Origin of the sequence: Frondihabitans sp. Leaf304, assembly GCF_001423105.1 — a bacterium.
Classification (GTDB): domain Bacteria; phylum Actinomycetota; class Actinomycetes; order Actinomycetales; family Microbacteriaceae; genus Frondihabitans.
In genome coordinates this window covers 128,038-134,962 of record NZ_LMNV01000005.1, presented here as the reverse complement: position 1 = coordinate 134,962, position 6,925 = coordinate 128,038, and the positions used below count along the sequence as shown (strand labels likewise).

Annotated in this window: 7 protein-coding genes; 2 read left to right on the top strand and 5 right to left on the bottom strand. The window is 70.3% G+C overall.

The features are described from left to right. Nucleotides 1-43 precede the first annotated feature (43 nt). Both ASF54_RS14040 and ASF54_RS14035 read left to right on the top strand, forming a co-directional pair. Entirely contained in the window at nucleotides 44-745 is a 702-nt protein-coding gene (locus ASF54_RS14040; RefSeq protein WP_055964422.1) for a GntR family transcriptional regulator, read from the top strand. Then, nucleotides 742-1,539 carry an ABC transporter ATP-binding protein gene (locus tag ASF54_RS14035; RefSeq protein WP_055964420.1) on the top strand — a complete coding sequence of 266 codons (798 nt, stop codon included), beginning with the start codon at nucleotides 742-744 and terminating at the stop codon, nucleotides 1,537-1,539. The genes ASF54_RS14040 and ASF54_RS14035 overlap by 4 nt, the downstream gene beginning before the upstream one ends. 19 nt (nucleotides 1,540-1,558) lie before the next feature. On the opposite strand, the gene hemL is transcribed toward ASF54_RS14035, so the two are convergent. The 5 genes from hemL to ASF54_RS14010 are packed head-to-tail and all read right to left on the bottom strand — an operon-like array spanning nucleotide 1,559 to nucleotide 6,923. After that, entirely contained in the window at nucleotides 1,559-2,908 is a 1,350-nt protein-coding gene (hemL, locus tag ASF54_RS14030) for a glutamate-1-semialdehyde 2,1-aminomutase (RefSeq protein ID WP_055964418.1), read from the bottom strand. Further along, the gene (gene hemB / locus ASF54_RS14025) at nucleotides 2,905-3,918 is read right to left on the bottom strand and encodes a porphobilinogen synthase (protein ID WP_055964414.1); all 1,014 of its coding nucleotides are present in this window, start codon (nucleotides 3,916-3,918) and stop codon (nucleotides 2,905-2,907) included. The genes hemL and hemB overlap by 4 nt, the downstream gene beginning before the upstream one ends. Continuing rightward, nucleotides 3,918-4,742: a uroporphyrinogen-III synthase gene (locus tag ASF54_RS14020; RefSeq protein ID WP_055964411.1), complete on the bottom strand. Its 825-nt coding sequence runs from the start codon at nucleotides 4,740-4,742 to the stop codon at nucleotides 3,918-3,920. The genes hemB and ASF54_RS14020 overlap by 1 nt, the downstream gene beginning before the upstream one ends. Next, a complete protein-coding gene (gene hemC, locus ASF54_RS14015; RefSeq protein WP_055964408.1) occupies nucleotides 4,739-5,704 on the bottom strand; it encodes a hydroxymethylbilane synthase in 966 nt (321 codons plus the stop codon). Before hemC ends, ASF54_RS14020 begins: the two co-directional genes overlap by 4 nt. A 7-nt stretch (nucleotides 5,705-5,711) precedes the next feature. Further along, on the bottom strand, nucleotides 5,712-6,923 hold the full coding sequence (locus tag ASF54_RS14010) for a ferrochelatase (protein WP_442855795.1): 1,212 nt from the start codon (nucleotides 6,921-6,923) through the stop codon (nucleotides 5,712-5,714). Nucleotides 6,924-6,925 lie beyond the last annotated feature (2 nt).

Here is a 6,925-nt window from a genome sequence, read left to right as displayed (position 1 = left end):
CCCTCTCCCCCCGCCAATCGGCCCGCCAGCCAGAAAGACACTCATGCCCGTTCCCGTACCCACTGCCGAGGCCCCCGCACCTCGCCGCCTCCTCCGCGACGTCGTCTTCGACAAGATGCTGGCCGCCATCGGCGACGGCACCCTCGAACTCGGCGAACGCCTCAACGATGATGAGCTCGTCCGCTGGCTCGGCGTCTCCCGCACCCCCGTGCGCGAAGCCATCGCCAAGCTCGCCGACTACGGTCTCGTCGACATCGAAGCCAACCGGTACACGCGCATCATCTCGCCCACGATGGATGACTTCGCCGACACAACGACGACGGCCTTCGACGTCTGGGGCATCGTCGCCCGACGCGGCATCCCGGCACTGACCTCGGCCCAGGCCAAAGAGGTCAAGACGCTGCTCAGCACCGTCGAACGCGACAAGTCGGGTGTCCTCAAGCCCGATGCCCTGGTCAACTTCTCGCGGGCGATGTTCATCTTCGCTGCGGCCTCGAAGAGCCCCAGCCTCGAGCGCGTGCTCGAAACGGTGGGCGACCGCGCCACCCTGCTCTTCGGAATCGCCTCGCGCGACGTCGTCTTCAACATCTCCGGCGCGCTGATGAAGGCGCTCGGCAAGGCCGTTGACGACCGCGATGGCAAGGCCGGCGCCAAGGCGTTCCTCGACACCATCGACGGCATGGGTGACTACGTCTCCTCGGTAGCGGCCGCCGGCGTGTTCCCGGCAGCGACCTCAAGCCGCTGACCTCCACCGTCGACCCGGGCGTCGTCCTGAATCTGGACGACGTCCGGGTCACCCGGGCCGGGCGAGACCTGCTCGAGCACGTCGACCTGCGAGTCGGAGTCGGTGAGCACTGGGCGCTGATCGGCCCGAACGGAGCCGGTAAGACCACGCTCCTGACGCTGTGCGGCGCGCTCGGACACCCGTCCGGCGGCACCGTCGCCGTCCTCGGGCGGCAAATCGGCCGCGTCGAGCTCGCCGCCCTCCGCACGCGCATCGGCCATGTCGACCCGAGGCATCGCATGCTCGGAGACAACAGCGTCGTCGACGTCATCCTGACCGGCCTGACGGGATCGAGCGATCCCGTGCCCCGATGGCAGGCCTCTGCGGCCGAGCGACAGCACGCCGTCGATCTCGCGGCGTCGGTCGGGCTGGGAGCGAGGGTGGACGCCCGGTGGAGCACGCTGTCGCAGGGCGAGCGGGGTCGAGCCCTGATCGCCCGCGCGCTCGTGTCGGATCCTGCGCTCCTGCTCCTCGACGAGCCGGCGACCGGGCTCGACGTCGCGGCTCGCGAGCACCTTCTCGACACGGTCGACACCCTTCGCCATCGGCACCCGTCGATGGCGTCGGTGACCGTCACCCACCACCTCGAAGACCTTCCGGCGTCGACCACGCACGCGATGCTGCTGCGCGACGGACGGGTCTTCGCATCGGGAACGGCCGACGACGTGCTCACCAGCGAACTCGTGTCGGGTGCGTTCGACTTTCCGCTCTCGATCGAGCGCCGTGCCGGCCGCTGGGTCGCTCGACGCGCCTGACCTGCCCGGGCGGCCCGGCTCAGCGGGGTGACGTGGCGGCGGCGGCAGCCTTCGCCGCGCCGGGAAGAGCCTCGAGGATCCGGCCGATCGCCGCATCATCATGCGCCGCTGTCAAGAACCACGCCTCGAACACCGACGGCGGAAGGTTCACGCCGGCATCGAGCATGGCGTGGAAGAACGGCGGGTACCGGAAGGCCTCCTGCGCGCGGACGTCGTCGTAGTTCTTCGGGGCCGTGTCGCTGAAGGCGAATGAGAACAAGTTGCCGGCGTGCTGGACCGTGTGGGCTACGCCCTCGCGCGAGAGCGCCGCGCTCGTCTCCCGCGAGACGATCTCGGCTGCGGCGTTCAACCGCTCGTAGACGGAGGCGTCGGCGAGCCGCAGCGTCGCGATGCCCGCGGCGACGGCCACCGGGTTGCCGCTGAGCGTTCCGGCCTGATACACCGGCCCGAGGGGTGCCAAGAAGTCCATGACCTCGGCGCGACCGCCGAGAGCCGCGAGAGGCATGCCGCCTCCGATCACCTTGCCGAACGTGATGAGGTCGGGCTCCCAGCCGGCGCCGTCGGGCACGACCTGCGAGGCCTCGAGGCCCCACCAGCCGGCGGGCCCGACCCGGAACCCGGTGAGGACCTCGTCGACGATGAGCAGTGCGCCGTTTCGACGCGTGATCTCAGACAGGGCCCGGTTGAAGCCCCGCTCGGGTGCGAGAACGCCCATGTTGGCCGCGGCGGACTCGACGATCACGGCGGCGATGCGCTCGGAGTGCTCGTCGAACACCTGACGGACGGCGTCGAGGTCGTTGTAGGGCAGCACGAGGGTCTGTGCCGCGGTCGCCTCGGTGATGCCCGCTGACCCGGGCAGGGCGAGAGTGGCGACACCCGAGCCCGCCTCGGCCAGCAGCGAGTCGGAGTGGCCGTGGTAGTGCCCGGCGAACTTCACGAGCAGGTCGCGGCCGGTGTAGCCGCGAGCCAGGCGGATGGCGGTCATTGTGGCCTCGGTGCCGGTCGACACCATGCGGATCTTGCCGATAGGACGCCGGTCGCCGTGGCTCACCCGCTCGCGGACGATCTCGGCGAGCTCAGTCTCACCCGGTGTCGATGCACCAAAGCTGAGCCCGCGCGCGGCGGCCTCCTGGACGGCCTGGACAACCGCGGGGTGAGCGTGGCCGAGGATGGCGGGGCCCCACGACGCAACCAGGTCGACGTACTTCGTGCCCTCGGTGTCGGTCACGTAGGCGCCCTCGGCCCCGACGAGGAACCGCGGGGTGCCTCCGACCGACCCGTAGGCCCGGACGGGCGAGTTCACCCCGCCGGGAATCGACGCACGAGCCCGGGCGAACGATCGCTCGTTGGTGTTCTGCTGCTGGCTCATCGAAGGTTCCTGCTCGCATCGCTTCGGCCGGTCAGGCGCTCGGCCAGGTCGACCGCCCAGTAGGTGAGGATCGCGTCGGCCCCGGCCCGCTTGATGCCGAGGACGCTCTCGTAGCTGGCGGCGTCGAGGTCGATCCAGCCGTTCGCGGCGGCGGCCTGGATCATCGAGTACTCGCCCGAGATCTGGTACGCCCACACCGGCACGTCGCTGGTCGCGGCGACGTCGGCCAGCACGTCGAGGTAGCTCATCGCGGGCTTCACCATCACGATGTCGGCGCCCTCGTCGAGGTCGAGGGCGACCTCGCGGAGGCCCTCGCGGCGGTTGCCGTTGTCCATCTGATAGGTGCGTCGGTCGCCGACGAGCGACGACTGGACAGCCTCGCGGAACGGGCCGTAGAACGCGCTCGCGTACTTCGCCGCGTAGGCGAGTACCGCCGTGTTGCCGAAGCCGTGTGCGTCGAGCGCATCGCGGATCGCCGCGACCTGGCCGTCCATCATCCCGCTCGGGGCGACCAACTCGGATCCTGACTCCGCCTGCACCACAGCCATGTCGCGGTACCGCTCGAGCGTCGCGTCGTTGTCGACGTAGCCGTGGGCGTCGAGCACTCCGCAGTGGCCGTGGTCGGTGAACTCGTCGAGGCACAGGTCGGACTGGACGACGAGCGAGTCGCCCACCTCGGCGGCGGCGATGCGGGTGGCGACGTTCAGGATCCCGTCGGGGTCGGTGGCACCCGAGCCCTGGGCGTCTTTCTTCTCGTCGAGAGGCACCCCGAACAGCATGACGCCGCCGATGCCCGCCTCAGCGGCGCGCTGCAGGGCCGGCTTGAGCGTGTCGAGCGAGTGATGCGCGACGCCCGGCATGGAGGTGATCGGCGCGTCTTCGGTGATGCCCTCGCGGACGAACATCGGCAGGATCAGGTCGGCGGGGTGCAGGCGGGTCTCGGCGACCAGGCGGCGAAGGGCGGGGGTGGCCCGGAGGCGGCGGCCTCGGACCAGTGGGAACTGCGACATCAGATGCTTTCGGAATTCGGCGACCCGGGGGTCACCTGATCGGTGTGCTCGGGCCAGCCGGCCAGAGCGTTGTCGACGACGGCCTCGACGAGCGCCGGCGCGGAGCGGGTCTCGGCGATGACGTGGACGGGGAGCCCGGCGGCGCGCGCGTCGAATGCGGTGCGCGGGCCGATGCACGCGACGAGCACGTCGCTCGGGAGGGGGGCGAGCTGCTCGGCGATCTGGCGGGCGACGCTGCCCGACGTCACGAGGATGACCCGGATGGAACCGTCGGCGACCTCGGCCTTGACGCTCGCGTCGATCGAGACACCGACCGTGCGGTAGGCGGCGACGAACTCGGCGTCGAGGCCCCGCGCGGCGAGACCTTCGACGAGACGGGGCTCGGCGATCTCGGACTGCGGCACCAGCACCCGGCCGACGATCTGGTCGGTCGGCCACTCCTTGACGAGCCCGCGCGCGGAGTTGTCGTTCTCGGGCACGAAGTCGACCCGGATCCCGGCCAGCGTCAGCGCGGCCGCCGTGGTCTCGCCGACCGCCGCCACCTTGGTCGTGGGCGCCGGGCGGATGCTGTTGCCGATCAGGACGTCGACCGTCGTGGCGCTCGTCACCACCAGCCAGTCGTATTCGCCGGCCTCCAGCCGGAGCAGCGCGATCATGAGTTCGTGCTGGTCGGCTGTCGGGGCGAAGTTGATGAGTGGTGCGATCACGGGACTCGCGCCGTACGAGCGCAGGATGGCCGAGACGTTGTCACCCCACTTGCCTCCGCGGGGCACCAGCACCCGGACGCCGCGAAGCGGCTTGTCGCTGGCGCGGGTGTCGGTCATGCCGAGCCGCCCTGGTCGGTCACACTTCCGCGCGGCACGAGGTCGGCGGCGCCGTTCTCAAGCAGTTCGTCGACGACCCGCGACGAGACGTCGTGCACCTCGGCGAGCTGCGCCGCGAGGGTGCCTGGCTCGAGCGTGACTCCGTGCGAGGCAGTGAGACGCTCCGTGCCGTCGGGCCGGTAGACGCTCGCGCTCAGCAGCAGGAGGCCCGCGTCGATCACGGCCGAAGCGCCGATCGGCGCCGCGCACCCCGCTTCGAGGCCGGCGAGCACTTCGCGTTCGGCGGTGACGATCAGACGCGTCTCGCGGTGGTCGATGGCGCGGAGCCCGGCTGTGAGATCGGCGGCCTTTTCGCCCTCGCGGACTTCGAGCGCCAGCGCGCCCTGGCCCGGCGCGCTCGGCCAGAAGCCGAGAGGCATCAGTTCGGTGGCGACGTCGAGCAGCCCCAGGCGCGAGAGACCGGCGGCCGACAGGAGCACGGCGTCGAGGTCGTCGCCGACTCGGGAGAGCCGCGAGTCGACGTTGCCGCGGATGTCGACGACCTCGAGGTCGGAGCGCCGGGAGCGGATCTGGGCGACTCGGCGCGGCGACCCGGTGCCGACGCGGGCACCGGCAGGAAGTGCGTCGAAGGTGAGGCCGTCGCGCGCGCAGAGGGCGTCGCGCGCATCCACGCGTTTCGGGATGGCGCCGAGAATCAGCCCCGGGTACAGCGCGGTGGGAAGGTCTTTCAGCGAGTGCACGAGCAGGTCGCACTCGTCGGCGAGGAGCGCTTCTCGAAGGGCGCTGGCGAACACGCCGGTGCCACCGAGGGTCGCCAGGGAGGCCTTCGAGGTGTCGCCCTCGCTCGTGACGGTGACCAGTTCGACATCGCGGCCCGTGACCTGGGCCAGTCGGTCTTTGATCAGGGTCGACTGAGCGAGGGCCAGCGCCGACCCTCTCGTGCCGATTCGGAGTGCTGTCACGGCTGCCCTACGGAACCAGGCCGGAGACGGCCGGCTTGAAACCGAGGCGGACGTTCTCGCAGCAGCCGGGACGGCAGACGTCGTACCAGGGGCCGAGGTCGGTGAGGTGCGGGCGGTCGGCAGCGGGCACACCGTCACGACGCTCGAGGACGAGGTCGACGAGACCGGTGACGTAGTTCGGGTCGATGCCGGGGGTCGGCGTTCGAACGGCCCAGAAGCCCTCTTCTTCGCACGACTCGAGCGCCTCGTTGTCGAGATCCCACATGACCTCCATGTGGTCACTCACGAACCCGAGGGGCACGATGACGACGGCCTTCGTCGGGCCGCCGTTCAGGGCGTGGATCGCGTCATTGATGTCGGGCTCGAGCCACGGCATGGAGGGCGGGCCGGAGCGCGACTGGAAGACGAGCTGCCACGGGACAGTCGTGTCTGACGGAAGCTCGAGAGCGGCCTCGGCTGCCGCCATGACCACTTCGGCGACGGCCCGGTGCTGAGCGGCGTACGCGCCGTCGCCGTCGAACCCGCGCGCCTCGGGGCCGGATTTCGCAGCGTCGGTGGACGGAATCGAATGGGTCGAGAACAGCACCTGGATCTCGGTGCCGAGGTCGATCCCCTCGATCTCGGTCTGCGCCTTCACCAGGGCGTCGCGGACGCCGTCGATGAAGGGCTGCACGAACCCGGGGTGGTCGAAGAACTGACGGACCTTGTCGATCTGCACGCGGTCGCGCAGGTCGGTGTCGTCGAGCGCCATCGCGAAGTCTTCGCGGTACTGCCGGCACGACGAATAAGAGCTGTACGCGCTGGTTGCCACGGCGATCAGCTTCGTGAAGCCGCGATCCGCCGCCTCACGAACCGCGTCGGCCATGTAGGGATCCCAGTTGCGGTTTCCCCAGATCACGGGAAGGTCGATCTCGCGACGGGCGAGCTCGGCCTCGAGGGCCGCCTTCAACTCACGGTTGTGCTCGTTGATCGGGCTGACCCCGCCGAAGTGCCGGTAGTGGTGGGCGACCTCCTCGAGGCGCTCCTCCGGGATTCCGCGACCTCGGGTGACGTTGCGGAGAAAGGGGATGACGTCGTCCTGCCCCTCCGGTCCGCCGAAGCCGGCAAGGAGGATGGCGTCGTAGTCGGTGCCCTCGGTGACCCACTCGGGGCCGCTCTCGGCAGCCTTCGTGGCCGACGGGACCAACCCGCCGGGCGTCCCGATCTCGTTGTTCGTTATGT